19 protein-coding genes are annotated in these 26,732 nt (G+C 56.4%); 12 read left to right on the forward strand and 7 right to left on the reverse strand.

Annotated elements, in window-relative coordinates; translation table 11 throughout:
- Positions 1-162: 162 nt before the first annotated feature.
- Positions 163-1,563: an RtcB family protein gene (locus MKZ35_RS08055; protein WP_482512715.1), complete on the reverse strand. Its 1,401-nt coding sequence runs from the start codon at positions 1,561-1,563 to the stop codon at positions 163-165.
- Between the two features lie 924 nt (positions 1,564-2,487).
- On the opposite strand from MKZ35_RS08055, the gene MKZ35_RS08060 reads away from it, so the two are divergent.
- Complete coding sequence (locus MKZ35_RS08060; protein ID WP_482512716.1) at positions 2,488-2,655, forward strand: hypothetical protein; 168 nt, start codon at positions 2,488-2,490, stop codon at positions 2,653-2,655.
- Between the two features lie 378 nt (positions 2,656-3,033).
- Here the strand turns inward: MKZ35_RS08060 and MKZ35_RS08065 are convergent, their stop codons facing one another.
- Positions 3,034-4,557, reverse strand: coding sequence for a TROVE domain-containing protein (locus MKZ35_RS08065; RefSeq protein ID WP_482512717.1), 1,524 nt, complete (start codon positions 4,555-4,557; stop codon positions 3,034-3,036).
- A 934-nt stretch (positions 4,558-5,491) separates the two neighbouring features.
- Here MKZ35_RS08065 and MKZ35_RS08070 point away from each other — a divergent pair.
- Positions 5,492-6,409 carry a histone deacetylase family protein gene (locus MKZ35_RS08070; protein WP_482512718.1) on the forward strand — a complete coding sequence of 306 codons (918 nt, stop codon included), beginning with the start codon at positions 5,492-5,494 and terminating at the stop codon, positions 6,407-6,409.
- Positions 6,410-6,676: 267 nt separating this feature from the next.
- Here the strand turns inward: MKZ35_RS08070 and MKZ35_RS08075 are convergent, their stop codons facing one another.
- Complete coding sequence (locus MKZ35_RS08075; protein ID WP_482512719.1) at positions 6,677-7,534, reverse strand: DUF4932 domain-containing protein; 858 nt, start codon at positions 7,532-7,534, stop codon at positions 6,677-6,679.
- A 474-nt stretch (positions 7,535-8,008) separates the two neighbouring features.
- Between MKZ35_RS08075 and MKZ35_RS08080 the strand changes: the two genes are divergently transcribed.
- Entirely contained in the window at positions 8,009-9,007 is a 999-nt protein-coding gene (locus MKZ35_RS08080) for a J domain-containing protein (RefSeq protein WP_482512720.1), read from the forward strand.
- Between the two features lie 90 nt (positions 9,008-9,097).
- On the opposite strand, the gene MKZ35_RS08085 is transcribed toward MKZ35_RS08080, so the two are convergent.
- The 4 genes from MKZ35_RS08085 to MKZ35_RS08100 form a co-directional block, all read right to left on the reverse strand.
- Positions 9,098-9,391, reverse strand: coding sequence for a putative quinol monooxygenase (locus tag MKZ35_RS08085; RefSeq protein WP_482512721.1), 294 nt, complete (start codon positions 9,389-9,391; stop codon positions 9,098-9,100).
- A gap of 157 nt (positions 9,392-9,548) precedes the next feature.
- Positions 9,549-10,487 (reverse strand): alpha/beta fold hydrolase, encoded by a 939-nt coding sequence (locus tag MKZ35_RS08090; protein ID WP_482512722.1) that lies wholly within the window; start codon positions 10,485-10,487, stop codon positions 9,549-9,551.
- 47 nt (positions 10,488-10,534) lie between these two features.
- Positions 10,535-11,125: a TetR/AcrR family transcriptional regulator gene (locus tag MKZ35_RS08095; RefSeq protein WP_482512723.1), complete on the reverse strand. Its 591-nt coding sequence runs from the start codon at positions 11,123-11,125 to the stop codon at positions 10,535-10,537.
- Between the two features lie 545 nt (positions 11,126-11,670).
- On the reverse strand, positions 11,671-12,447 hold the full coding sequence (locus MKZ35_RS08100; protein WP_482512724.1) for an XRE family transcriptional regulator: 777 nt from the start codon (positions 12,445-12,447) through the stop codon (positions 11,671-11,673).
- A gap of 208 nt (positions 12,448-12,655) precedes the next feature.
- On the opposite strand from MKZ35_RS08100, the gene MKZ35_RS08105 reads away from it, so the two are divergent.
- The 9 genes from MKZ35_RS08105 to MKZ35_RS08145 all read left to right on the forward strand — a co-directional run bounded on the left by MKZ35_RS08105 (position 12,656) and on the right by MKZ35_RS08145 (position 26,730).
- Positions 12,656-13,063 carry a YbjN domain-containing protein gene (locus MKZ35_RS08105; RefSeq protein WP_482512725.1) on the forward strand — a complete coding sequence of 136 codons (408 nt, stop codon included), beginning with the start codon at positions 12,656-12,658 and terminating at the stop codon, positions 13,061-13,063.
- Positions 13,064-13,074: 11 nt separating this feature from the next.
- Positions 13,075-13,791 carry a PspA/IM30 family protein gene (locus MKZ35_RS08110; protein WP_482512726.1) on the forward strand — a complete coding sequence of 239 codons (717 nt, stop codon included), beginning with the start codon at positions 13,075-13,077 and terminating at the stop codon, positions 13,789-13,791.
- Positions 13,792-13,798: 7 nt separating this feature from the next.
- Positions 13,799-14,053, forward strand: a complete 255-nt coding sequence (locus MKZ35_RS08115; protein WP_482512727.1) for a hypothetical protein — start codon at positions 13,799-13,801, stop codon at positions 14,051-14,053.
- 62 nt (positions 14,054-14,115) lie between these two features.
- Complete coding sequence (locus MKZ35_RS08120) at positions 14,116-14,736, forward strand: hypothetical protein (protein WP_482512728.1); 621 nt, start codon at positions 14,116-14,118, stop codon at positions 14,734-14,736.
- 32 nt (positions 14,737-14,768) lie between these two features.
- The gene (locus tag MKZ35_RS08125; RefSeq protein WP_482512729.1) at positions 14,769-15,167 is read left to right on the forward strand and encodes a PH domain-containing protein; all 399 of its coding nucleotides are present in this window, start codon (positions 14,769-14,771) and stop codon (positions 15,165-15,167) included.
- 103 nt (positions 15,168-15,270) lie between these two features.
- The gene (locus MKZ35_RS08130) at positions 15,271-17,439 is read left to right on the forward strand and encodes a flotillin family protein (protein ID WP_482512730.1); all 2,169 of its coding nucleotides are present in this window, start codon (positions 15,271-15,273) and stop codon (positions 17,437-17,439) included.
- Positions 17,440-17,597: 158 nt separating this feature from the next.
- On the forward strand, positions 17,598-18,026 hold the full coding sequence (locus tag MKZ35_RS08135) for an endonuclease domain-containing protein (protein WP_482512731.1): 429 nt from the start codon (positions 17,598-17,600) through the stop codon (positions 18,024-18,026).
- A gap of 93 nt (positions 18,027-18,119) precedes the next feature.
- Complete coding sequence (locus MKZ35_RS08140; RefSeq protein WP_482512732.1) at positions 18,120-23,048, forward strand: DNA repair ATPase; 4,929 nt, start codon at positions 18,120-18,122, stop codon at positions 23,046-23,048.
- A gap of 445 nt (positions 23,049-23,493) precedes the next feature.
- Positions 23,494-26,730 carry an AsmA family protein gene (locus MKZ35_RS08145; RefSeq protein WP_482512733.1) on the forward strand — a complete coding sequence of 1,079 codons (3,237 nt, stop codon included), beginning with the start codon at positions 23,494-23,496 and terminating at the stop codon, positions 26,728-26,730.
- Positions 26,731-26,732 lie beyond the last annotated feature (2 nt).

A 26,732-nucleotide genomic window follows, 5' to 3' on the forward strand; every position in this document is an offset into this window, starting at 1 on the left:
TCTGCCGCTTCGTTGGGAATACTATCCAGTAGAGATGCTTCAATTCCTCAATATGACATTTACTACTCTGACATCAGCACGCGAGATGCTTCGCTCCGCTCAGCATGACCGCCTGACATAAAAAAGCCCCCCAGAACTATTCTGGGGGACTTTTTTAATCAACTACGCACCATCCATACGCACGATTTTCGGGGTGAATGAGCCGAGCACATCCACTAGCTCCTGCTGACTTTGCATCACGGCGTGGATGTCTTTGTAGGCCATGGGCGCTTCGTCGAGGCCGCCGCCTTGCAGCACTACACCGTGGTCGGTGAGGTGCTGGCGCACCGCCGACTCGCTTAGCTCCTGCTTGGCCCGCGTGCGCGACATGAGACGGCCGGCCCCGTGCGAGGCCGACCCCAAGGAATCTGCCACGCCCCGACCGCGCACGATAAAGCCGGGGGCCGTCATCGAGCCGGGAATGATGCCGAGCACGCCTTTGCCGGCTGGTGTGGCGCCCTTGCGGTGCACAATCACCTCCCGGCCGTCGGCCAGCTTTTCGCGCCAGGCGAAGTTGTGGTGGTTTTCCACTTTCGCCAAAGGCCGCTCACCCAAGGCTTTCGCCATGCGCTGGTGAATGTGCTCATGGCAGGCCGACGCATAAGCGCCCGCCAGGTTCATAGCCGCCCAGTATTCTTGACCCAATTCACCGTCGAGGGAAAGCCAGGCTAAGTGCTTGGCTTCGTTGGGCAGCTGGCAGTTTTCCATGGCCAGCTTTGTGTAGTGGTTAGCCACACCAGCGCCCAGGCCCCGCGAGCCGGAGTGCGACAACAAGCCCACATACTGGCCCACCGGTACGCCCATCTCGTTATTCGGCTCCGTGATGTCCACGATGCCGAATTCGACGAAGTGGTTGCCGGAACCCGACGTACCAATTTGCTCGGCGGCGGTTGCCTGCTTGTTGCGCAGGAAAGGAATGTCGCGAAACTCGTCGCGGTCCAGCACCTCGTGGCCGATTTTTTTGCCGTGCTGAAAGCCAGTCCGGTTACCGAAGCGGGTGTTGTCCAGGAGCAGCTTTTGCAGCTCCTGCACCCGCTGGGTGAGGTGCTTGGGGGGCAAATTATACACCGATAGCGCCATCCGGCAGCCAATGTCAACGCCCACAGCGTAAGGAATTACCGCGTTGTCGGTAGCCAACACGCCGCCGATGGGCAGGCCGTAGCCGTGGTGGGCGTCGGGCATGAGGGCGCCAGCCACCGTCACGGGCAGTTTCATGGCCGTGTCCATTTGGTGCAGGGCACCGGCTTCAATGTGTTCGGCCCCGTAGAGGGCGTAAGGTTTGCGCGCCACCAATTCGAGTTGGCGCGAAGGTGGCGGGAGCAACGCGGCTGCCACGTGGCTCCAATCGAGGTGCGTAATAAAGTCCATGGGAGTAGTCAGAATTTGCTGTAAGAGCGTGAGTTGACTGGTAAGCGAGAGTCGTTTGAGATGCTTGCGCTGCAATTGAGCCAGCGCGAGCCCGATGGCGCGGCCCTCGGGGAAGCCAAGCTGCCGGAGGTCGTTGCCGCGTAATTGTTGAGCCATGAATAGGTTTGCGAAGGGGTACTTCGCGTTTGTAAGTGAGAAGTAAAATGACGAGAGAACGACCAACTCCCCTCCTCAGATGAGGAGGGGATGGTTTGGCGAAGCCAAAGCGGGGGTGGTTGAGGTCGTTGTTTAGTTGTTTAAAAAACTCAAAAAGGCGGTCGTGCAGAGCGTAGCGAAGCATCTCGCGTGCTGACTCAGGATTAGTAATCTTACTGCCGCTGGCGAGATGCTTCGCTGCGCTCTGCATGACGTTCAATCAAACAACGCCCTCAACCACCCTAGCGGCGGCTGCGCCACCGCATCCCCTCCTCATCTGAGGAGGGGAGCTTGACGTTTTGATAAAATTACCGAGGCACGGAAACGGGTGAAAAAGCTGGGGAGCCTTCGTAGTTTAAAAGACGAAGTAAGGCTACCCGACGACACCGTCTCCGGCTCGGCTCCTGCTGGGGCTACTAGGCGTGCAGCCACGGTGCTAGGCTCTAACCAACTGAGCTACTGCCCGAATGGCAGGAAGGACTCGAACCTCCGACCTTAGCGTTATGGCGAAGTAAGGCTGCACTACGGCACCCATCAGGAAAACAAGCTGCTACTCAAGGCAACGGACGGTGGGCGCTGCCGACACACTTTTGCAAGCGCATCTCCTGTAGCCACAGCCACAAGTTGCGGGATTTGAACCCGCTAATTCACGAATGAATCTCACCGAAGTATCGCCTTCCTACGGCACCTGAGAAGCAGTAACAATAACTCATTGGGGCAACAAAGCGCCCAGCCAACTGACCTGCTCTAACCAACTGAGCTACGGCCAACCCGAAGGCTGACGAGAGGGAATCGAACCCCCGACCCGGCGAATCTGAATCGAAGTAAGGCTAGGCTACGGCACCCAACGAGGTACTTTTTACTACAACCCAACCGGGGTAAAAAATGGGAAGCGCGGCCGAAGCCATTCTGCTCTACCAACTGAGCTACTTTCGCCGCCTGGAGCGGTGGGCGGAAGGCAGGAATCGAACCCGCGACACGAAGGAACGCTACCCGACGACACCCAGCGGGATATTTAGTGACTCAACCCAGCGGCAAGGGCAACAGCGGTAGGCGTGTCTGGGCAGCAAAAAGCCCCCCAGCGGGATTCGAACCCTAACAGGTTGCCCGAGGGCCGCCTGACTAACCAGCGAAGTAACGCCCATCTACCGCACCTTGCCTGTAGGTTGTTTCCAAGTAGTCGGGGGCAGGCCCAGCCCGTTTGGCTGTGCATTTAGGCCCCCAACCTTTGGGTTTTTGTTCTGTACCATTTGTTTATCCGTCATGCTGAGCCTGTCGAAGCATCTATACTGGTTACTAATCAATGCTTCTGCAACGAAGCGGGACAGATGCTTCGACAAGCGGACGCTAGATCAAGCATGACAGTTAGTAATCCAACGACGGCACGCGAGATGCTTCGCGTTGCTCTGCATGACCACCTGGATTTATCCATTAACCTAGATCAATTTTCTCTATCTCAGCTAAAGCCGACTCGCCGTTTTCCAGGGCTTGCAGCACGTCGAACACTTTATCCGACCAACCGGCAATCAGGGCGACGCCGTGGCCGGCGCGCACTTCCAGGGGTGCTGTGCCGTGGCCAGCCAGGTCGAACAGGTAGAGGCGGGCGTTGGGCGCTACGGTGCGGCGGTAGTCGATCCAGGCTCGGGCCAGCGTATCACCGTCGCCGGTACTGTTCCAGAGCTGAACGTCGGTGAAAAGCATCACCTTATCTACCACTTCGCGGCGCTGCACTAGGTCCCGGACGACCAGGTGGCCGTTGGTGCTGTAGCCTACCTCGCCTTCGCGGCGATAGAACTCCTGCACGTTTTGCAACACCCGGCCGCGGGGCAGACTGATACGCTTCCACTTATCGCCGAACATGCCGGTGGCTACGTGGCTGCATCGGCTTTGCAACAGCATTCCGAGCACCAGGCCCACATCGTAGAGCAGCACTTTGCTGCGCGCCGACACAGGTTGCTGCATCGAGCTCGACACGTCGCAGGCCACGAGTACGCGGGTGCCGGAGTCGAAGCCGCGCAGGTTGGCCGCGCTGTGGGCAATGGCCGTTTCCAGGGCTCCCAACACCACCGCCACGTAGCCCGACTGTACCGTCAGCACCTCGCGGTAAGCGGCCAGGAAGCGGAAAGGCAACTGCTTGGAGCGCGCCACCGCAAACCGGTCGGTGAGGCAGGCACATACCTGCTCCACCGCTGCCCCCGACACGCCAGCTTCGAGGATGTTGCGCAGGTTGCGGAGCAAGGCCATGTAGCCCAGCTTGCCGCTCCCAATCAACGTTTCCCACACCGAGCAGAACGCCGCCTTACGATCCGCAGCCGAAGCAAAGTGCTGCTGCCCCAGGGCCGACAACTCGGTTTCCCAGGTGTAAGGCGTGGGCAGCGTACCCTGCACAAGCTGGTCGAACAAGACCTGCTGCTCCGCATTCCGGGGCGTGGGGTGCACCAGAAACAAGGCGTCGCGGAGACGCACCCGCCCGGCGCGGTCGTACTTGGCCAGCTGGTAGCCGTCGAAGCGGTTGAAGGCCAGGGCTAAGCCTTTCTGCACCTGCTTGGAGAGGCGGTTGAGGGTTTTTACTCCATCGCGCTCGTTGGCCTGGGCGTAGTAAGCCAGCAACTCCGTGATTTCGTCGGCGCGCTGCACCACCCTGGCTACCAGGCGGCTTACCAGATTGTCGCCGCGGTGCAGGCGGGCCAGCTCTACGGTGAGCACCAAGGGCACGGTGCGCAAGTACAGCTGCTCGCGGGCATACACCGCCAAGCGGGCCACGAACTCAGGGTCGTTGCGGGCCACCAAATCGCGCAAGCGGAGCAAGCGAGTATCGCCGGTTTCGTAGAACTGGTCGCTGAGGGCGGCTGTGGCTACGGCGGCGTACAACTCCAACTGGGGAGTAAGAGCGAAGGCCGCAGCGCCCTCGTGGTTGGTGGTAGTGGCTTTGCGGAAAGTAAAGTTGAAGCGCATAATCGTGGAGTTGTAGAAGTGAGAATTATGTTACTGCGGCTTTTTTTAGAAAATAATTATTGATCTTATTTTGAAAGTTTTACTCAAATTAAAATCGGTTGTTATTTTATTTATTTCACAAATAGACACACTTCTTTCACCCTGAAAATGATTTGTTTTTTTCAGTTGCATAAGCATGAAAAAAGCCCGACTTTGGGGGTCGGGCTTTTTTCGTGGAAGGGTTACGCAGGGTTTATCTACGTAACGTATCCAGGGGAAAAGCCCGGTCGCACCAATCTTGGAAACGGTTCTTGGACCGTTTAATCAGGGAGGTATGCAGGAAGGTGGGGCGTTGATAACGCATGACCGTGCGGGTGTAAACTGTTGTAAAACAAACAACCCGAACTGCTTAGGTTCGGGTTGCGGAAGTATCAGAGGAGAATCTGCTGCTACTTAGCTGTACCGAACCGCGCTGGAGCTCCGTGGCTCCATGGCGTCTTGCTTTGAAATAAAATTGGTGCAGCGTAGCATGGCGTTGTGTAGTTGATGGGACAAATATGCAGGGTTGATTTTATTTATGCAATAGGTAGTGTATATATTTTTAAAATAAATTTTATTGGCATTAATTGTTTGTTTACAAAACCTCATTTAAATCGTTACTGGGAGTGTTTTTTTGAATAATCATATTGATAATTTTTTTGATAATCGTTTACTAAATTTTGTAAGCACCTTGTAGAGACGCGACACTTCGCGTCTCCTCGTTGAACGACCTGAATTGCTGACTTAACAACCTCAGCAACGAGGAGACGCGAAGTGTCGCGTCTCTACAAGGCACACGGATCGGGAAACCGCTAGCATGAAAGCTTACCTTGCCTGAATCGGGTTATTGCTAAGCTGGGCACTCCTTATTGTGCTGCCTACGTATGCCAACCCGTTTCTTTGTTTTGATTCTTTTATGCCCTGCCTCGCCACTTCCGAACGCTACACCCTGGACTTGCCCCCCGGCCATCGGTTTCCGATTGCCAAATACGAGCTGATTCGGGAGCAGCTGCTGTGGCAGGGAATTGCCCCCCAGGCCGATTTCTACGACCCTGGCCTGTGCGCCGAGGAGGATATCCTGCGCGTGCACACCCCCGAGTATTGGCACAAAGTGCGCGACCAGCGCCTCTCCCCTGCCGAAGTGCGGCGGCTGGGCTTGCCGCAGAGCGAGCAGTTGGTGCGCCGTTCCCTGAGCAGCAGCGCAGGCACCTTGCAGTCGGCGCGGCGTGCTTTGCATGACGGTGTGGCGCTGAACCTGGCGGGCGGCACCCATCACGCGTTTGCTGACCGGGGCGAGGGTTTTTGCGTGCTCAACGATATTGCCATTGCGGCCGCGCACTTGCTGCATCATGGGTTAGCGAAGCAAATATTAGTCGTGGATCTGGACGTGCACCAGGGCGACGGCACGGCCAGCATTTTTCAGCATGAACCACGGGTGTTTACTTTTTCTATGCACGCGGGGGCCAATTATCCGCTGCGCAAGGAGCAGTCGGACCTGGATGTGGAGTTGGCGCTGGGCACTGAAGATGCGGAGTATCTGGCGCAGCTCACGGCAACTTTGCCTCGTTTGCTGACCGAGGTTCAGCCAGATTTCGTGTTTTTTCAAGCAGGCGTGGATGTTTTGGCGACTGATAAGCTCGGCAAGCTCGCCCTAACCCAAGCTGGCTGTCGGCAGCGGGATGAGTTCGTATTAAAGCTTTGTCGGGACAATAACTTGCCCGTGGCCGTGAGTATGGGCGGCGGCTACTCCGAGCGTATCAGCGACATAGTGGATGCGCATTGCAATACGTTTCGGGTGGCGTATGAAGTATGGAATGACTTAGCAAGCATTTGAGCTGCTCCTCGTACTGCGGAAGAACGATTAGTTGGTGGTCAGTTTAGTGACCAGTTAACTATCGATTGAGCGTCGGCAGAGCACTAATTAAGTCTGGCAAGAACGATTCCAGGGTAGGATAGCGCTGCCGGTCCGCTTCATAGCGCCGGAGCTGCTGCTCAAAAAAGGCAGGTACATCCAGGCCGCGTAGTCTGCTCGTAGCTTCTGGCTGACATCTCCCCGGCCCAGTGCCAGCGCCAGGCGAACCTCGCCGGCCCGTACCAAATGTTAATTGAATGACGTTTCCCAGTCGCGGTATTGGCCCTGCCCTGGAATGGGCTGAAATAAGGCGCTTTGCGCTCTAATGCCCGCCGCAAAGGTTGGCCGGGCTGTCAGGGTATTGATAAAGGTGTGTCCGAACTCGTGCACCGACAAGTTGCGTACTTCTGCGGCGTTGTCAAACCCAGCTTTTAACAAGAGTCCGCGTACGCGCACTTGCTCTCCGAAAGGCGCCGCAATCTGGGTAGCAACCGGGCCATTGGCGCCTCCTACCTCCCAGGCCATGCCCCACTGCGATTTAAAAAATGGATTGACGATAATACAATACCCCGCCTTTTGGGCACCATAATAGCGCTCCATGGTAGGTATAAAGGCCGGAGAAGGAAGGTTGCGCCTCACTTCCGAGATGGCTACCTCGTACACAACGTGGTTGGTGCGTTGAAAGCGTGCGAAGTGTGAGTCCTGATAGAACTGCCCCACCAAGCGCATATAGGCGTCGGCAATGCGTACTGCCGAGTCTGGATTAGCGTGAATAGCTTCGAGCAACGGCGTTGAAATGGGCGTGTGCCGTCGAGGGCGCGGAAATCCCTGATAGAATAAGGGCAGCAAGTACACGCCCGTACCGATTTTGTCGGCCAGCCAGTGAGTGCGCTGCACAGCTGCGTGGGTGCGGAATGGCGCAAAGTGGGTATAGCTTTCGCGCATCAGCCGGGTGGTGCGAAACAGGTGCGGGTCCGCGACCGAATCTTTTAAAAATTCGGGCGAAAGCTGCACCATGAGGGCATTTACTAACTCTACCCCAAGGTCTGTTTTCACCGTAATGGACTGCCCTTGCGCCCGGACCGAGGGGTAGAAGCCCAGCAGCACAAGTGCTAGTAGGCAACCAAAAAGAAAAGGGGTTTTTCGCGGAGACACGGATGCGGCAGTAAAGGGGTCGGCTGGATACGAATGCTCAGGTGGCAGCCGTAAAATACCCACAGGTAAGCAGTGGGCCAAGACACCTCCTAAAAATAAAAGTGGTTTGCAAAAAGCCCCCCAGTCTTGGAAGTTGCTTGCGTTAATCCTTGATTAGCCGACCGATGTAGAGACGCGACACTTCGCGTCGCGTCGTTGCTGATCTTGTGATGACTGGATCTTACGGTCCTGGTCGTTTAAGGACCGCAACGACAAGACGCGAAATGTCGCGTCTCTACATCGTTATGACTGCTGACCAACTAACTCCAGCAGCTGCTTTCGAATTCCTAACGCAACACATATCGCTTTGCTCGTCGGCTATAGAAGAAATGAACATTTCTTCACGCTCTAGAGAGGCTGTCAAAGCCTCGCTACCTTTGTCGCCCTATGAATGCTCCCACTCTCTCTGACCTTCCAGCCGCAAATTCCCTACCCATTCCGGCAACGGATACGGCTATCAATCCCGCCCAGCAAGCCTTTCGGGAGGCGGTGCAACAGGTGGAAGGGTTGCGTCAGCGCCTACGCGACATACAGGCTGAGCAGGCCGAAGCCCGGCGGCGCTACTGGCAGCAGGTAGGGCCGGCCGCGCGGGCGGTGGTGGAGGCGCGGCAGACGCTGTTTGCACCGTTGGAAAATGCCTTGCTGCTCCACTTTTTCAGTCGGGCTGAGGAGGACCAGATTACCCGAGTAATCATTGGTAATGCCCGGGCTTTGGAGGAGCGGTTTGGGGAAGACGCGTCGGACGTGTTGCTGAAATACGCTCCCCAGAGACGCGCCACCCAGCCTCGCAACGAAGCTCCTGATTCCGCGGCCGGCTTTGACCCTACTCTGCCCCCACACGAGCAAGCGGCCGCCCAGGCGCGAGCCCGGCGCAAAACCAAGGCGCAAAAAGCGCAGGAAGCCGCCGAAAAAGCAGCCCGCGAGGAAGAGCAGCGCCTGTTATCCAACACCAAAACCCTGTACCGCCAGCTAGCCCGCACCTACCACCCCGACCTGGAGCGCAACCCCGATGCCCAACGGCAGAAAACTGCGCTTATGCAGTGCATCACCGAAGCTTACGAGGCCAACGACCTCTACACCCTACTCCAGCTCCTGTCTGAATCGGCCCCAACTGATCAGGCCGATGATGACGTGCTTACGCGCTACACGCAGGCCCTTCATCAGCAGCAAATTGAGCTGAAACAGCAGTTGAACGAGTTGAAATATGGGCCGTCCAAAGTGCTGAGCGGCACCGGCAAAAAGCAGGAAGCCGAGCTGCGCCAACTCAAGCGCCACCTGCGCGCCGAGGCCGAGTACGTGCAGCACGTGGCCCGCCTGATCCAGGAGCCTGTAGGCTTGCGCGAGGTGCTGCGCGCTTTAGCCGCCGAGGGCCAGGAAGCAGTCTGATATTTCGATCTTAATCAGGCATAAAAAAGCCCCCAGAAGTATTATTCACACTTCTGGGGGGCTTTTTTATGCCTGACTCACCCTGAGCTACTATTTAGAAGCAAGGATATCAATCATCTCAATAACAGGGTCGGCGGAGAGCAGTTCGCCCGCATTCGCCATGAGGGCCGCAGCTACTTTGCCTCCTAGATGGGCTTTGCGGCCGGCATCATCGGGGAAGGTGTCGAAAATACCGAACGTCGAAGGGCCCATCTGAATGCCGTACCAGTTGATGGTTTCGGGCTCTTCCTGCACCAGGGGCAGGCCGCTGCGCAGAAAATCGGCCACTGCTTGTTCTTTTCCGGGCTTGGCTTCTAGCCGCACCAACAGTCCTACTTTTACCATGCGCTTGGGTGTTAAAGAGTAAATGGAAGTGAGTAGCCTTACTGGCTAGTCAAGTCTAACACCCTACGTATTGTTCAGCTTAACGGAGGTGAGCCAGGCGCAATAAATCACTTTCGCCGTGGCAGTTCACACACCTTGTACAAATGCTTAACGCCTTTTAACCAATAAACTTTATCACTTGCTGAATCACAGTGGGGTCGCGCATGATGCGGTTGTGACCGAGGCCAGTAGTGGGCCGAAACTCCAGACTCGGCCAGTGACTTGCTATTTCTTCGCCCTCGGCAAAGGGCACGTTGGGGTCTTCGCGGTCGTGGAGAAGCAGAGCGCGCTGCACGGGCAGGTGGCGGCCGGCTTCAAGCAGGCTAAAGCTCTCGGCGCTGCGGCCAAACTGCTCCTGAATAAAGCGCCCCATCCGCTCGACTACGCTGGGGGGCAAATGCAGTAAGGCGGCGAAGCGCCGAGCTACTTTGCGCGTACTGCTGGGCGCACTCATTAAGATAAGACGAGGTAATTGCCCCCCAGCCGCTTGATTGAACCGTACCGGCACGCCCGCCGTGCACGCCGCCCCAAACGAATGCGCTACCGTGGCGTGCACGGGTCCAATGGCATCGGCTACGGCCTGTACCGCTCCGGCAAAGCTCACGAGCGTAGCCCGATTTCCTTCCGACAAGCCGTGTGCCGGCCCATCCAGCGCTACCACCCGAAACCCCACCTTGGCCAACCCATCCGCCATGTGGCCCCAGAAGCTGGAGCGGTGCTCCCAGCCATGAACTAGCAGCACGGTACGCTCACCGCCGGAGTTCCACTCGTAGTAAGCCACTCGCCCACTTTCAGCTTGCGTCCACTGCTGCTTAGCACCAGCTAGCGCCTTAGCCTCCCAGGCCTTTAGCGGCAGCTGGCGCGGGGTAGTAAACACTTTCCACGCCTCCCGAAACGCCCACTCTGCCGACACCGCCGACAATACCCGAAACTTGAGCCGCAGCAGCTTCAGGCCGGGTGGTACCGAAGGATACTGCACTTTGGTAGGGCGCGGAGCGGCTTCTACAGAAGATTCCATGGGGTACACAGTGAGGGCGGGCGAGTAAGTATTGATCATGGCTGAATACGTTTGGGTGTAGTCAATCAGAGAAGCCCATTGTTGTCCTAATCAGGCAGCAGCTCGCTTCGTAACTGTTCAAAAACAAGGTAAAAGTGTCGTTCGTCGTGAACACGGGCAACTTGCAGAGCGCCGGCCAGCGTGGTAAGCACCTGGGCTGCTTTCGCTGTCGGCTCACCCCGAAACGCTACCGTACCCACTTCCCGGCCCGCGGCTAGCACTTGCGCAAGCCACTCGGTTAGCTCCTGGTTGAACAGGCGTAGCTCCTGCTGCATGGTGTCGGGCAAGGTGAGGAACTCGGCCGCCAACGAGCCAAACAGACACACCCGCTGCTCACGCTTCAAATGCCCCAGATACACCTCAAAAAGAGCATTCAACTGAGCCTCGGGGGGCAAACCTATGAGACTCGGCAGCGCCCGCCACTTGCGCAGTCGGCCCCGCTGGCGTTGAATAATAGACGCGCCCAAATCGTCTTTGCTGGGATAGTGATAATGCACGGCAGCAGGCTTTACCCCTAGTTCTTTCGCAATATGCTGGTAGCTAAAGGCATTAAAGCCCCGCGCCAGCAGTAGCTGCTCGGCAAGGTCCAGGATGCGCGTGCGGGTATCCGGCGCTACCGTTTCTGTTTTGGTTGACATGTTGCCCAAACATACTTACTTATTAATAAGTAAGCAAATGTCATATGGAATATATTTTTGCCCACCAATGAACGATGACGACTTCATAACCCGGCCCAAATCGTGATTTATAGAACTAGAAAACCAAAGGCTAGTTCCCCTCCTCCGCTGAATTCCGCGCATCAAGCATTGCGCATGAAGCAATATGGGCTAGGGGTGGTTGGCCGGAGCGTTGTTTACTTATGTAGGTGTTTGCTTATTTAATTGTCATCCTGACGGAGGAAGGACCTTATAGGATGGGAACGACTAGCGCCATAACGACTCGTGCTAGGGTAGAAGATCCTTTGCAAGCGGACGCCGGAATTGAGGATGACACAGCTAACTAAACAACGTCAGCAATGCCCGCAACCACCCCTAGCCCATATTGCTTCATGCGCAATGCTTGATGCGCGGAATTCAGCGGAGGAGGGGAACTAGTTTTCTAGTTTTAGCTCTGATTGAATAGTATGGAGTTTGGGTTATCTAAATTAACACCCGAATAACGATGGGGCACGTGCGACGCGCCCCTACCGGCCTAGTAACTCTTCCACTTTCTGCTCCAACGCCAGCACCCGCTCATCCAGCTGAGCCGGCGGCCGCAAGTGCGTTGTGAATACGCCTTTCACTTCCCAAATTTCCAGAGCTTGGGTTAGCTCAAAATCCTGACTTCCGTAATCAGGGTTATCGGCTCGTAGTTTGAGCAAATTGCCCCCCGATGTCCGCTCGGTGAGGCGGCGCACCAGGACATTGCTTTGCGTGACGAAAATATATACGTGGCCCGCTTGCAGGTGAGGCCGAGCCTTATCCACGCGGCAGCAGAGCACGATATCCTGATGGCGGAGTCCCTGCTGCTGAATCTGCATATCGGCTCCGGTTATTTCGAAGGCACGCGTAGGGCCACTTAAGTTATGCGGAAATTGCAGCCACGGCAAAGCATCGATAAACGCCGGATCGTGGTGGTGCACAATGTACTCCAGGGCCCGATTAGCATGCACCAGCGGCGTTACGTTCTGCTTGCGGTCGGCTTCGGCCAGCGTTTCGGGCGGCGGGGCCGACTGCAGCTTATCCTTAAAGATATCAAAGTTATAGAGCTCATTTATCGTGAGCTCTTTCGTAAGTAGCAAGTCAACGGATAAGCCAAAATGCTGAGCAATCTGAATCAGCGTCTCCATCTTCGGCTCTGAGCGACCTTCTTCGTAAGCTCCTACGCTAGGACGCGCTAGCCCAAATAGCTCCGCAAAAGCGGCCTGACTAAGCTTTTTGACGGTTCTGAGCTTGCGAATGTTCTTACCAACGTGCGACATGCGGAAAAATATTTATTGCTCAAAGCTTGAGCATATCTAAAACTTTGAGTACACTTGTGTCGTAAATCTAGCACAATAACGGCAGCAGCCTTACTAAGGGTTCTATTTTTTTGAGCTAACATACATTTTCTTAGTTGCCAGCCTTAAGCTCGGCCGTCCTGCTTATCTTCTGCATTTCTGATTTTGCCCCCCAGCCTCCCTTTTAGCCATGACCAACCGCTACTTTTTTAAGATCAAGGATTTCCTGTTGGAGCTGGGCTTCGACATCTGCCACGCCGATAAGCAGGACGGCATTTTTGTGGTGGACAAACCGGAGCTGGGCATCAAAAACCTAGTGCTGGGTTGCGGCGACCCACTCCTCTTATTGGAGCAATACCTGCTGGAGCTGCCCGCGCCCTCCCTGGAAGTGTACCAGCGCCTACTCCAGAAAAACCGTGACATTATTCACGGCGCCTTTGCCCTCGACGAAACCGGTCACCGCCTCATCTTCCGCGACACTCTCCAAATCGAAACCCTGGACTTGGCCGAGCTGGAAGCTGTGGTCAACTCGCTGGGGCTGCTGCTAAGCGAGTTTGCCGACGAATTGATTCAGTTTTCTAAACCTGTCACCGCCTAACTCTACCCACGATGAATATTCTAAACCGCCTCTTCAAAATCGGCCAGTCCGAAGCCCACGCCGCTGTCAATCAGCTCGAAGACCCCATCAACCTGACCGAGCAAGGCCTGCGCGACCTGCGCCAGGACCTCGACAAAAGTCTGCACGGCCTGGCCGAGGTAAAAGCTATGGTTATCCGGGCGCGCAACGAGGGCGAAAGCTTCCGCGCCAAAGGCTTGGACTACGAAAACAAGGCCGTGCTCCTGCTCCAGCGCGCTCACAAAGGCGATTTGCCCCCCAGTGAGGCCGACCGCCTGGCCAGCGAAGCCCTGGTCAAAAAATCCGAAAACGAAGCTCAGGCTGCCTTATCGGCCCAGAACCAGGCGCAGTTCGAGAAGTCGGCGGCACAGATGGACCAGAACGTGCAGACACTCAAGCAAACCATCAGCCAGTGGGAAAATGAGCTGAAAACGCTGAAAGCCCGCGCCACGGTGAGCGCCGCCACCAAAAACATCAACAAGCAGCTCGCCCAGCTCGACTCCTCTGGCACGGTAACCTTGCTGGAGCGCATGAAGGAAAAGATTGCCGTGGAAGAAGCCCTGGCTGAATCCTATGGTGAAATCGCCAACGAAAGCAAGAGCATCGACCAGGAAATTAACAAAGCTCTGGGCACCGCCAATGTCGGCAAAGCGGCCGAAGAATTGCAAGCCCTGAAGGCCAAACTAGGCCTGACGGACGAAGCTAGCTAGGCCTGCTATGTATCACTCATCCTTTTTGGTCCCACGCATGAATACGCTGGAAAAAACGCTCAATTACCTGGCACTCATAATAGTGATTACGAGTGCCGGCCTGCGCATCTTTCATGTGCTTGACATCTCTACCGCGCATGTGCTGATGACCTTTGGGTTTGTGCTTGGCTTCATGGCTTACGGCCGATACGCAAGGCGCTTGAAGGTTCGTACGGAAGAGTTGGAGGAGGAAATTCGTCAACTTCGATCAGCACAATTTTAAATTCTCTTGGCTCACTCAGGTCACTTCCATTTATCTACCTTTAAGCTGCCCAGATTACGCCTATGTTCGAACTTCTACAAGCCGCTGTTTCACCACCCAATTTGCCCCCCACGGCCTTGTTGGTGTTTGTGTTGCTGTATTGGCTCACGGTCATTGTCGGGCTACTGGATGTCAGCTCGTTAGACCTGGATATTGAGGTAGAAGCTGACGCCGATGGCCTGAGCGCGGATTGGCTCAACGGAGCGCTGGCTTTTTTCAATCTGGGCCGCATTCCGCTCATGGTGTTTCTGAGCTTTGTGGCGCTGCCGCTGTGGGCCGGTAGTATCCTCGTTAATTACTACACGGGCAATACATCTTTTTTACTAGGCCTGATATTCCTGCTGCCCCTGTTTATTGCTAGTCTTTTCCTGGCCAAAGTTCTGACTTTGCCTTTTGTTAAGCTGTTCACTGTGCTGGAAAAAGACCACAGCGCAGGAGCAGTAGTTATCGGCAAAGTCTGCACAGTACTGCTGCCGGCTACGGCCGAAAAGCTCGGTCAGGCCGCCGTTCGGATTGATGGGGCGCCGCTTATGCTCAACGTGAAAGCAGCTTCAAGTGGCGAGCTGCGCAAAGGCGACACGGCCCTGGTAATCGACTTTGATGCCCAGCGCCGGGTGTATTTGATCGAGCCTTACGAGGCGTAGCAAGCAACGACATTACCTCATTTTTTACGACGATGAAACGCGTATTTAAAGCCAAGATAAGCTGGTGGATTTTCGCACCTATAATAGTACTGACAAGCGCCAGCGCGATTCTGCAGTGGCGCACGACGCTTCTGGGGGGCATTTTTTCGCTCTTGGCACTGGTTTTCGTCCTGCACATTTTAGTCAGCACTACCTATACAGTTACGCCTGAGCAAGTAATGGTACGGTGCAGCTTTCTGCGCTGGAATATTCCTACGCAACGCATTACTCGTATCGTCGAGACGCACAATCCTCTTAGCTCGCCCGCGCCCTCCCTAGACCGCCTTGCCATCAGCTACAACGAGTACGATGAGCTGATGATTTCACCCCGCGATACGCAGGAATTTATCGCCGTTTTGTGCCAACTAAATCCTGCTATTCAGGTCGCCTGACAGCGTAGTCAAGCTGTCCTTACTTTAGGCACAAAGTCAGCCACCTTTTCCTCTTTTGACAAACCAAATTTTCTCTTATTTCCTACTTCTATTCCCTACTTTCATGGCTGCTTCCCTTTCTTGGGCCGTGCTTCTTATTCTCGGCTTTATGTTGCTGGGACTCTTGGCTGTTATCGCCAAAATGTACCAGAAAGCCGTGCAGGGTGAGGCCCTCGTACGCACCGGCTTAGGCGATACTATGGTGTCGTTTTCAGGCATCTTTGTCGTCCCCATTCTCCACAAGCTGGAGGTGATGGATATCACCCTCAAAACCATCATAATTTCTCGCGCCGGCGCCGAAGGATTGGTCTGCAAAGACAATCTGCGGGCCGATGTAAAAGTCAACTTTTTCGTGCGTGTCAACAAGACGCAGGAAGACGTGGTGCAGGTAGCTCAGAGTATCGGCACCCGCCGCGGCTCCGACCCAGCGGCGCTGGAAAATCTATTCGACGCGAAGTTTTCGGAAGCTTTGAAAACCGTGGGCAAGCAGTTCGATTTTATTGAGCTGTATAACTCCCGCGAGCAGTTTAAACAAGAGATTCTACGCATCATCGGCACCGACCTAAACGGCTACGTGCTCGACGACTGCGCCATTGACTACCTGGAGCAAACGCCGCTCTCTTCCCTCAATCAGGATAATATTCTGGACGCGGAAGGCATCAAGAAAATTATTGCCCTGACTTCGGAGCAAAAAATTCAAGCCAACCTGATTGAGCGCGACATGCAAAAAACGATCAAGAAGCAGGATGTAGAAGCGCAGGAAACCATTCTGCAACTAGAAAAGCAGCTGGCCGAAAACGAAGAAAAGCAGCGCCGCGAAATTGCCAACATCAAGGCCCGGGAGTTTGCCGAAACCGAGAAAGTGCGCCACGAAGAGCGCCTGAAAGGCGAGAAAGCCCGCATCATTGCCGACGAAGAAATCAAGATTTCGGAGCAGAATCGCGACCGGCAAATATTGGTGGCCGAGCGCAACAAGCAGCGCACCGACGCCATCGAAACGGAGCGCGTGGAGCAGGCCCGCGCCCTGGAAGTAAACGAGCGGGAGCGCATCGTAGCCCTGGCTCAGATTGAGAAGGAAAAAGCGCTGGAAGAAGAGCGAAAAAATATTCAAGGTATTATTCGTGAGCGGATTACGGTAGAGAAAGCAACCGTAGAAGAGGAAGAGCGCATCAAGGACACTCGCGCCTTCGCTGAGGCGCAGCGCCAGATGAAAGTGGCCATAACCAAGGCCGAGCAGGATGCGCAGGAAGCCGGTGTGCTCCTTACCCGCGGCGCCGAAGCCGATAAAAACGCCGCCGAGTTCCGCGCCAAGCAACTACTCATTGACGCCGAAGCCGAGAAGTCGTCGGCCGACCACCGCGCCCAAGCCATCCGCATACTAGCCGAGGCTGAAGCCAGCAAAGCCACCGCCGTAGGCCTGGCCGAAGCGCAGGTAATGCAAGCCAAAGCCACTGCCCGCCAAAAGGAAGGCGAGAGCGAGGCCAACGTGCTACAACTGCAAGCCACGGCCGAGGCCGCTGCCATCCAGGTGAAGTCAGTTGCTCAAGCCGACGCCGACGAAAAACTAGGTTTCGTAGCCGCGAAAGTGGAGCGCGAAAAAGGTCTGGCCGAAGTCAGCATCATCGAGGCCCGCGCCGACGCTGAGCAGAAAAAAGGTCTGGCCGAAGCCAGCGTGGACGAAGCAAAGTACGCCGTGGAAGCCAAAGGCATTGAGGCCAAGGCCGACGCCATGAAAAAGCTCGACGGCGTGGGCAAAGACCACGAAGAATTCAAGCTCCGCCTCGAAAAAGACAAGTCGATTGAGCTGGCTCAAATCAGCATTCAGAAAGACATTGCCAGCGCTCAGGCCGGCGTCATTTCGGAAGCCCTCAAGTCAGCCAAAATCGATATTGTGGGCGGCGAAACCATGTTCTTTGACCAGATCATCGGCTCCATCACCAAAGGTAAATCCATCGACCGCACCGTGCATAACAGCGAAGTGCTGGGCACCGTAAAAGATGCATTTTTCCACGTCGATGGCAACGGCGATTTCAAGGCGAATCTGCACCGGTTTATTTCCCAGTTTGGGCTGAATTCGGAAGATGTGAAAAACCTGAGTGTATCGGCGCTGCTGCTGCAATTGATGAATAAGGCCGACAATCAGCCAACGCGGGATATGCTTACGCAGCTAGCCGGTACAGCCAAGGCGCTGGGCATTGCGGATAGGCAGGTGCATACGATTGATTTGAAGTAGGGCACTTCAGGCCGGTCAACGATTGACCTCACCCCCAGCTCCCTTTCCCAAAGAGAGGGGGAACTAGTTCTAAAAACTAGCTCCCCTCCTCAGATGAGGAGGGGTTGGGGGTGGTTGACAATCGTTGTTTATCCTGTGGTTATTAACCTACACTATTTATGCCTGACATAAATCACGTTCATAACCTGGCCCATTTAAAACCCACCCGCCAAACACTACGCACCAACCTCACTCCCGCCGAAGCTCTCCTCTGGAGGGCTCTTCAGCGCAGCCAGTTGGCTGGCCGCAAATTCCGACGTCAGCACAGCATCGGTCCTTACATCGTGGACTTTTACTGCTCCAGCGAAAAGCTGATTATTGAACTAGACGGCGCTGGTCATTTTACGGTAAGTGGGGAGGCGTATGACATGGAACGCGCGGGTTATTTGAAAGAGCTAGGCTTACGGGTGTTACGGTTCGAGAACAAGTGGATTTTGCAACAGCTTGATGGAGTATTAGCAGCAATTAAAGCAGAATTTATAATGGCAGATGACGTGCAACGACCGTCAACCACTCCTAGCCCCTCCTCATCTGAGGAGGGGAACTAGCTCTCTAGCTCTAACCTAGTTATACATCAGCTCTTTCTAAAAGCAGCATCTAGATTTCGCTGAAGAGCGAAATCTAGAGAGTGAAGTAATACAATGGAACAACTCGAAACCGGCACTTATGAAATTCTGCGCAACCGCCTCAGCACCAGCGGCGGCGATTTGCGCCTGCGGTTAGAAAAGCTAAACGCCGAGCGCAAAGCCGTATTTGGTGCTATCGACACCAAGCTGATTGGCACCGGCCGCATTACTACCGAAAACAATTGCGTGCCCTGGGACATGGTGCCCGTGGGGGGCAAATTTTTGTTTGGCTACAACGTGCTGATCGGGCTGAAAACGGAGACGGAAATAACCGACGTTTTTGGCGTGTATGACTACACGGATCATGAGTTTCGGCCGCTCAGTTTGGAGCTGATTTCGGCACCTCAGTTTCTGGAGGAATTCCGCAACTTGTACCGGTATTATAAGAACACGCAGTTCGTGAAATTTGCGGTGCTGGGGGCGCACTTGTTCATGGTGTTTCGGGTGGGCAAAAGCGCCAACGACATCAAGACGTTTAAGTGGCTGCTACAGGGCGATACGCTGACCTACCTGGACAACCGCAGCGACCATGAATACACCTTTCCGCCCCAGCACGAGTTTACCTGGAAGCGGGCCACTCGCGATATGCAGCGGGCCGGCAAATACCCGCATATTAGCATAGAGGACAAGGTTTTTGTGGAAACCATCCACGGCGACCTTACAATCAAAGTTGAAAATAACACCGAAACCGGCCAGGGAATTTACTCCGAACCCGTGGCGGATAAAGACCAGACGCTCGACGATTCGGAGATATATTATGCCGCAGTCGGGCATATTATTCTGCTTAAAATCCGGCCGTATCAGGAGCCGGATTATCGGCATTTTCTGTTTAACGAAAAGCTGAAAACAGCCCAGCGGCTCGATGCGCTGGCCGAGGCCTGCGTGCTGTTGCCCGACGGACAAGGGCTGATTTTTCCGCACGGATTTTATCTGCAAACCGGCGCCGGAAAATTGTTCGAGAATGGCCTGCGCGACATGCTGTTTGAAAAGCGTATTGCCTCGCCTAATGGGGAAGATTTTCTGTACGTTTTTTACAACAAAGAAAACGGCGCTTACCTGCTCTTGTCGTACAATCTGATTGCCCAGCGCGTTGATAATCCTATCAGCTGCCACGGCTACGCTTTGTTTGCCAACGGCGAGCTGTGCTACTTCCGCGCCGATGAAGAGGTCAAGAAACACCACGTCGTTCAGATCTGGCAGACGCCGTACGTAGCGCCCGATTTTCAGCTGCCCATTACTTCCGATTCTTACCTCTACAAACTGGGGAATAAAGAGATTGTACGGGCCATGGCTGAAGCTCATGAAATCCTAACGCTGCTCAGCAAAGACGACAGCTACGCCGGCTTGTACCTCGATTTAATTCGCCTCACTACTACCCTTACCGACACCTATCATTGGCTGCGCGAACCGGCGGCCCAGGCGTTGGCAGAGCCGTTGAAAGCAATTCAGCAGGCGGCCCACGCGGCGGTAGAGGAGTACGAGAAAGTCGTAAGCATCCGCAAGAGCACGAGCACCGAGACCCAGCGCGTGTTCGGAAAAGCCGATGAGCTGATGGGGCGCATCAAGCGTACGTCGGCGCAGGATGTGAACGAATATGTGCGCTTGCTGGCCGAATTGCGCACGGTGCGGGGCGAGGTTATTTCACTAAAAGACTTACGGTATGCCGATGCGCCAGCTATTGAAAAATACGCTGCCGATCTAGAGCAAACGACCAAGCAAGTTGCCGGTCAAACCGTTGAATTTCTGCTCCAGCCCGACGCCCTGCAACCGTATGCCATGCGCGTGCAGGCCAGTGCCGATGGCATTGAGCAGGTGCAGAAAGTAACAGAAGCCAACGAGCGCGAAAAGGAAGCGAATGCTGTATCGGCGGAGCTGGAGTTGCTGATCGAAGTGGTCAGTAACCTCACCATCGAGGACCCCACCCAGACCACGCGCATCATTGATAATATCTCCACGATTTATGCGGGCTTCAACCAGATTCGGGCGGCGCTGAAGCGGCGGCGGCAGGCGCTGGCCGGCATGGAGGCGCAGGCGGAATTTACGGCCCAAATGAAGCTGCTGGAGCAAGCGCTGGTCAACTACCTGGACTTGAGCGATACGCCGGCTAAGTGCGAAGAATACAGCACCAAATTGCAGGTGCAGCTGGAAGAGCTGGGGGGCAAATTTCCGGAATTTGATGAGTTTCTGGCCCAGCTAGCCACGCGACGCGAGGAAGTGTACGAGGCGTTTGAGTCGCGCAAGGTGAGCCTGATGGAGGCCCGCAACCAGCGCGCTTCTTCCCTGGTGCAATCGGCGGAGCGCATTCTGAAAGCCGTGCAAAACCGGCTGGGGCGCCTGACCACGGTGGCTGAAATCAACGGGTATTTCGCGGCCGATTTGATGGTGGAGAAAGTACGGCAAACCGTGCAGGACCTACTGGCTCTGGGCGACCCGGTAAAGGCCGACGACTTGCAGAGCCGCCTTAAAACGGGGAAGGAAGATGCCCTACGCCAGTTGAAAGACCGCGCCGAGCTGTTCGTGGATGGTGGTCAGGCGCTGAAGTTTGGCCCGTATGCTTTCACCGTGAATACCCAGCCCTTGGAGCTGACGATGGTGCTGCGCGACGGCGACCTGCACTACCACCTCACGGGCACTAATTTTTTCCAGAAAATAACTGAGCCGGCTTTCCTCGCGGCCCGGCCCGTGTGGGACCAAACCGTAGTGTCGGAAAACCAGGGAGTGTACCGGGGCGAGTATTTGGCCTGGCTCCTGCTCCAAGCCGCGGCCCACCCCACCGCGGCCCGCGATGGCGCTCCGGCGGCCTTGTCGCTGGCCGAGCTGGCTCACCTGACTACCGCCGAGCTAACTACCCACGTGCAGCAATTTATGGCCCCGCGCTACGCCGAAGGCTACCTCAAGGGCGTGCACGACCACGACGCGGCCCTGCTGCTCGAAGCCTTGGTGCGCCTCACCCGCACCGCCAGTCTGCTGCGCTACCCTACCGACGTGCGTGCTGCTGCCGCGCTGTATTGGCAGAAATTTGCCCCCCAGGACCGCAAAGCTACCTGGCAGCGCCAGCTCCAGAGCATCGCGGTGCTCCTGCAGGTATTCCCCGACTCGCGCGAATTTGCCGGGCTGATGGCAGAGCTACAGCGGGCGATAAGCGAGTTTGCTGCCGCTACCGGCCTGTTTTTGCCCCCCAGTCTGGCCGAAGCCGGCGAATACCTGTTCCACGAATTGACCAGGTCGATTAACAGTGCGCTAATCGCTTTTCCAACAACTCAAAACCAACAACCCAAACCCTCCTTTATCATTGCTGACGAAGCGGCTGAGCTGTACCAAGTGTTTCAGCAGTCTTTGCAGGAGCGGCGGGCTAAGGAAGCCTACGAAACGTCGGTGGCTGGTCTGGCCGAGCAGCCGGCCGCTCAGGTGGAGCTGATTCGGCAGTGGCTACAGGCGTTTTTGCGCCAGACGCCGGCTGCTGAGGCCTTGCGGGAGTACTCCAGCGAATGCGCGGTGCTGCTGGCTACCGAGGGCTACGCGCCGCAGCAAGTAATTCGTACGCCCTTGCGCGAAACGCTGCCTGGATTGCAGGGCACGCACCCGCGCATTCAGGATCGGAATTACAACTTAAATTTCCCGGAATTTCGGCGGCGCTTGCACCACTATGCCCAGGCGGTAGTGCCGCAGTTTGAAGCTTTTGGAGAGTTGAAAAAGGAGCTGCTGGCCCGTTTTACCGCTGACTTGCGTTTGTCGGAGTTCCGGCCCCGCGTGCTTTCGTCTTTTGTGCGCAACAAGCTGATTGATGAAGTGTATCTGCCCCTGATCGGCGCTAACCTGGCCAAGCAAATCGGGACGGCGGGCGAGGGCAAGCGCACCGACCTGATGGGCCTGCTGCTGCTGGTATCGCCGCCGGGCTACGGCAAAACTACGTTGATGGAATACGTAGCCAATCGGTTGGGGCTGATTTTTATGAAGATCAACGGGCCGGCCATCGGTCATGCCGTGACGAGCGTAGACCCGGCCCAGGCGCCGAATTCTGCCGCGCGGGAGGAGCTGCTGAAGCTGAATCTGGCCTTTGAGATGGGCGACAACGTGATGATTTATCTGGATGATATTCAGCACTGCAACCCCGAGTTTTTGCAGAAATTTATTTCCCTCTGCGACGCTCAGCGCAAGATTGAAGGCGTGTATCAGGGCCGGGCGAAAACGTATGATTTCCGGGGCCGCAAAGTGTGCGTGGTGATGGCCGGCAACCCTTACACCGAAAGCGGCGAGCAGTTCCGCATCCCCGACATGCTCGCCAACCGTGCCGACATCTACAACCTCGGCGACATCATCGGCGACACGGCCGACGTCTTTCACCTGAGTTATCTAGAGAATTCCCTCACCAGCAATGCCGTGCTCAGTCGGCTGGGGGGCAATTTGGCCGATGTACACCCGCTCATCCGCCTGGCTCAGACGGGCGACGGCACCGGTCTCAACCTCACCGGCAACCACTCGCCGGAGGAAGTGAACGAGTACGTGGCCGTGCTGCAAAAGCTGCTGCGCATCCGCGATGTGGTGGCCCGCGTGAACGAGGAGTACATTCGCTCCGCTGCTCAGGCCAACGAGTACCGAACCGAGCCACCTTTCAAGCTGCAAGGCTCCTACCGCAACATGAGCAAGCTGGCCGAAAAAGTGCGCCCCGTGATGAATGACGAAGAAACCCGCACCCTCCTGCTCACCCACTACGAAAACGAAGCCCAAACCCTGACCAGCGGCACCGAAGCCAACCTGCTCAAGCTCCGCGAGCTACTGGGCTGGCTCACCCCCACCGAAGCCGAGCGCTGGGAAGCCATCAAGGACACCTTCCGCCGCAACCTGCGCACCAGCAGCGGGGGGCAATTAAGCCAGGTGCTCACCCAGATGGAGAATATTGCCGGCGGGCTAAGCGGGATTCGGGAGGCATTGACGCGGGAATAGCTCCTTTTGGAGCTGTTGAGACCCTATTTGATGCCTGTTCAAGTTGAGGACTACTAGGTTAGAGCTAGAAACCTAGTGGTCCTCAACTTGAGTTACCTGGTTAAGCGGCGGTCAGGCAACGGCGGAACCGAAGCATCTTGCTCGCGGTCGTTACGGGGTAAAGAGGCGGTCATGCTGACGACAGGAAGCATCTCTACCGCTTCGTTGCAGTGGTATTGATTAGTACCCAGTAGAGATGCTTCGATTCCTCAGCATGACAATATCATGACCCGCGAGATGCTTCGGCTTTGCCTCTGCATGACGCTCATATAAATCACTGTGCTCTTTATCTACTAATCTTAAGCAGGACTTATCTATATTACTTTCCCCAACCTAAGCTCAACTAGTCAGCAACCCATAATTACTCGTAATTAGGCGTGTAGCCGCAACTGGAGCGGTCGTATTTATGAAATGGAGCTGGCTTCGGCGCGTACTGTTTGCGGTGTTTTTGCTGGTACTGCTTGCGCTGGGGCTGGTAGCCGTGCTGGTGGGCACCGGAGCCGGGCAGCGGCGCGTGGCGCAGTGGGTACGCGAGCAGCATCGGCAAAACTCAGCGCTGGTACTGGCACCCTTTGAAGTGAGCATTTCGCCCTGGCGCGACTTTCCGCACGTTACGGCCTCGCTGCTGGGGTTGCGGCTCACTGATACTGCCTATCAGCAGCCCATGACGGTATTACGCATCGCCCGGACGGATATGCGACTGTCGGTGCGGGAGCTGCTGCGAGGTCAGGTGCACGTTACGCGGCTGGTTATCAATGACGCTGTGTTGCGGGAGCGGGTCGATTCGCTGGGCCGTAGCTGGAGCGTGGGACGCAAAGGTAAGCGCAAGCCAGGGCCGGGCTCGGCGCCGAGGATGAACCTGAAGCTGGACGCGTTGATCATCAACAACTTCCGCATGGTGACGCGCAACGACTTCACGGGGGGCTTATTTGCGGCGCATGTGCGCCAGGCCCGGCTGAAAGCCTACATGCAACAGGGCGTGCTGCGGATAAATGGTACTCTCGACGGTGAGCTCGGTAGGCTGGGCTCTACCACGGAGCCATTATTTCAGCGTGAGCCCATGCAGGCCTGGGTAAACTACCGGTACAAATTCCGGGAGCGCCAGGGCTATATCTATCGCACCCGCGCTACGCTTAATGGGGATACGATGCAGATTAACGGTACACATACCGTCAACCCTGGTCAGCCGGGCACTGAGCTCAACTTTCGGTTTGTGGGCACCCAACCCCTACCTGATGTGCTGCGCCTCGCGCTGCCACAGAGTTTGCGCCCTATTGTGGAAGGTGCCACCAGTCCTAGCAAGGCCTACATTCGCTATACTATTCGGGGGCTGAGCGGGCCTACCGTCCGGCCGCGCAATGTGCTGCGCTTTGCCCTGCGCGATGCGCAGCTTACCTGGCCCGATACCACCCGTCACATAAAAAACTGGGACCTGACCGGCACCTACGACAATGGACCGGAGCACAACCTCAAGACGACTACTCTCACGCTGCCCCAGTGTCGCATACATACCGCGCCGGGCTGGCTCGATGTATCCCTCACCATCCGCGACTTTACCCGTCCTTTTCTGACCGGGCAGCTACTTGGGCGCACCGAGCTGCCCGAGCTGGCGGCCGTGGTAGCCCCGGAGCTGTTGCGGGCGCGGCGCGGCGCGGCCGAACTCGATTTGCAGCTGCAAGGACCGCTGCCGCCATCATCGCATCGCAACACGCAGCCTTACCTGGATAGCTTGTCGGTGCGGGGCAATGTGACCTTACGCGATGCTTCCTTCGTGCTGCTCGACCGGGGGGCAAATTTCTCGGGCGTAAACGTGCGGGTGGGTTTGCAGGACAGCCGCTGGCATCTTACCAATGCGACGGGGGTGCTGGATGGCATGCGGTTTCAAGCCACGGCCACCACTACTCATCTGCTGGAGTATCTGACCAAGCGACACCCGACCACCAATATTACCGGCAATTTTGCCGTCGATGAGGTACGCCTGGACCGCATACGCGAGCTGTTGCGGCCTGTTGCTACCAGTTCCGCGCGGGCCGCGCCATCCGTACCGGCTCCGTCCGGAAAATTGGACATGAGCATGTTTCCGCTGGGATTGCGCCTGAATGTGGGCTTGCGCTGCGACCGGCTTTTGCTGCCCGCCGATACCATCAGTCGCCTGGCCGTACTTGTGCACCACGATGGCCGCCGCGTGCAACTCGATAATTTGCGCGGGCAAGTATGGGGGGCCGACGTGCGCGGCCGGGCGTCCTGGCCCTCCGACACTAATCAGCAGGTAGCTCCCATTCGCTTCGAGCTGGCCGTAAATTACAATCAGCTCAACTATCAGCATTTAATTCGGCACGCCGCACGCCCGCCCCAGCGTTCGGCCAAGCAGCCAGCCAGCCCGGCCCTGCGGGAGCTGCTGCTTGCTGCCAACGGCCACGTTACCTGCACGATCGGGGCCATGCAGCTGTCGGCCGGCGAAAACATCCGGGACCTGCGCTTGCGCCTGGAAAAGACGGGTAGCTCTTTGCAAATGCCTTACCTCGACTTCGCCACCACGCGGGGCGGAATAGGCAAAGCCACGGCCACGGTGCGCGTGGAAGGCACCCGCGTGCTGGCTGCCAACGCGACCCTCGATCTGCGCTACGCGACCCTCGATGTGCAGCAGCTTTTGCAGATGCTGGCCGGCCTTGACATGAAGGAAGAAAAAGCCCCCCAGTCCTCCCCAAATGGCCCTCGCCGGAAGCGGCCGGGTGCAACAATCGATGGCAGTCCGCGTGATAAGTCACTGCTTTCCAATGGGATATTGAGCGCCGTGGTGCGGGTGCAGGCCGACAAGGTGCAGTATACGGCGGTGCGCGGCACGCAATTTCGGCTGGTGTCGCGGCTGCGGGAGGGCGAAGCAGTATTGGAGGAATGCTCCCTGAATGCCCTCGGGGGGCAAATTAAGCTGCGCGGAAGCATGCTCACTAATGCTGGCCAAAACCACCATCCTCTGCACGTTCAGACCCAACTTCAGGATATTGCCCTGCCGGAGCTGTTTACCACGCTCACGGACATGAACATCAATCTGCTCGACGGCCACAACGTGCGCGGCACCCTGCGCTGCGCCGCCGACATCCACACCGACCTCGACTCGACTTTTCTGCCCGTATTCGCTACCACCCTGGGCTACCTCAAAACGGATATCCGCAATCTGGAGCTGCTCAATGTGGATGTGTTTACGGAGGCGTTGAAGTTTATGAAAACGGAGCGCACCAGTCATCTATTTTTTGAGCCCGTCAGCACTCAGCTGTTGCTGCATAATGGGCGCATCCTGATTCCCAGCCTGCGCCTCAACAGTAACCTGAGCAACCTGGAAGTAAGCGGCTATTACCATCTGGATGGGCGGGCGAACTTATATGTGAGCCTCAATCCGTTACAGGTTCTTTTTGGCAACAACAAGAAGCGGGTGGAGCGCATCAATCAGGGCCGCCTGATTCGTAGCGCCCGGGGCCGCCCTACCTATATCAACCTGCGCCGCCCCGCCGCCCGCCGCCCTTATAAGGTGCGCCTGTTCAAGAAAGCCGAACAACGGGAGCAGCAGGAAGCCCTTCGCCAGCAGGCCCAGGAGCTGCTGCGCACCGGCCGCCTGGATACTACACTGCGGCTTTTGCGGCCATAAAG

This window comes from Hymenobacter sp. R533113 (assembly GCF_056835965.1).

Bases quoted from the DNA above. Each gene is read 5' to 3' on its own strand.
- MKZ35_RS08055 (WP_482512715.1), bottom strand. From the start codon at position 1,563: ATGGCTCAACAATTACGCGGCAACGACCTCCGGCAGCTTGGCTTCCCC.
- MKZ35_RS08060 (WP_482512716.1), top strand. From the start codon at position 2,488: ATGGGAAGCGCGGCCGAAGCCATTCTGCTCTACCAACTGAGCTACTTT.
- MKZ35_RS08065 (WP_482512717.1), bottom strand. From the start codon at position 4,557: ATGCGCTTCAACTTTACTTTCCGCAAAGCCACTACCACCAACCACGAG.
- MKZ35_RS08070 (WP_482512718.1), top strand. From the start codon at position 5,492: ATGCCCTGCCTCGCCACTTCCGAACGCTACACCCTGGACTTGCCCCCC.
- MKZ35_RS08080 (WP_482512720.1), top strand. From the start codon at position 8,009: ATGAATGCTCCCACTCTCTCTGACCTTCCAGCCGCAAATTCCCTACCC.
- MKZ35_RS08085 (WP_482512721.1), bottom strand. From the start codon at position 9,391: ATGGTAAAAGTAGGACTGTTGGTGCGGCTAGAAGCCAAGCCCGGAAAA.
- MKZ35_RS08090 (WP_482512722.1), bottom strand. From the start codon at position 10,487: ATGATCAATACTTACTCGCCCGCCCTCACTGTGTACCCCATGGAATCT.
- MKZ35_RS08095 (WP_482512723.1), bottom strand. From the start codon at position 11,125: ATGTCAACCAAAACAGAAACGGTAGCGCCGGATACCCGCACGCGCATC.
- MKZ35_RS08100 (WP_482512724.1), bottom strand. From the start codon at position 12,447: ATGTCGCACGTTGGTAAGAACATTCGCAAGCTCAGAACCGTCAAAAAG.
- MKZ35_RS08105 (WP_482512725.1), top strand. From the start codon at position 12,656: ATGACCAACCGCTACTTTTTTAAGATCAAGGATTTCCTGTTGGAGCTG.
- MKZ35_RS08110 (WP_482512726.1), top strand. From the start codon at position 13,075: ATGAATATTCTAAACCGCCTCTTCAAAATCGGCCAGTCCGAAGCCCAC.
- MKZ35_RS08115 (WP_482512727.1), top strand. From the start codon at position 13,799: ATGTATCACTCATCCTTTTTGGTCCCACGCATGAATACGCTGGAAAAA.
- MKZ35_RS08120 (WP_482512728.1), top strand. From the start codon at position 14,116: ATGTTCGAACTTCTACAAGCCGCTGTTTCACCACCCAATTTGCCCCCC.
- MKZ35_RS08125 (WP_482512729.1), top strand. From the start codon at position 14,769: ATGAAACGCGTATTTAAAGCCAAGATAAGCTGGTGGATTTTCGCACCT.
- MKZ35_RS08130 (WP_482512730.1), top strand. From the start codon at position 15,271: ATGGCTGCTTCCCTTTCTTGGGCCGTGCTTCTTATTCTCGGCTTTATG.
- MKZ35_RS08135 (WP_482512731.1), top strand. From the start codon at position 17,598: ATGCCTGACATAAATCACGTTCATAACCTGGCCCATTTAAAACCCACC.
- MKZ35_RS08140 (WP_482512732.1), top strand. From the start codon at position 18,120: ATGGAACAACTCGAAACCGGCACTTATGAAATTCTGCGCAACCGCCTC.
- MKZ35_RS08145 (WP_482512733.1), top strand. From the start codon at position 23,494: ATGAAATGGAGCTGGCTTCGGCGCGTACTGTTTGCGGTGTTTTTGCTG.